General features: G+C 36.6%; 1 pseudogene. It reads left to right on the forward strand.

Annotated elements, in window-relative coordinates:
• Positions 1 to 369, forward strand: a pseudogene (locus tag V1L66_RS22850) (HTH domain-containing protein); the annotation flags it as partial.

Genomic DNA, 369 nt, shown 5'->3' on the forward strand with positions numbered 1-369 from the left:
AATTACGTATACGGATGAGTTTAAACGCTTATTTATTGCACAATCTGAAACAGGAAAATTACCAAGGGAAATTTTTGAAGAAGCGGGATTTGATGTGGAAGCGATTGGTATAACACGTATTCATAGAGCAGGTACTAGGTGGAGAACAGCTTATAAAAAACGAGGAATCACCGGTTTAGAAGATTCTCGAAAACATAGTACAGGACGTCCTATCGAGCGAGAATTAAGTATAGAGGAAAAGTATGCACGACTTGAAGCAAAAATGCGTTTACTAGAAGCTGAAAACGAACTATTAAAAAAGATCGATTTACTCGAAAGGCAGATGTTGAAAAAGAAATAAAACTCGCACCAGAACTGAAATTTGAACTG

Origin of the sequence: Lysinibacillus sp. IITD104 (assembly GCF_036698265.2) — a bacterium.
Taxonomy (GTDB): Bacteria; Bacillota; Bacilli; order Bacillales_A; family Planococcaceae; genus Lysinibacillus; species Lysinibacillus boronitolerans.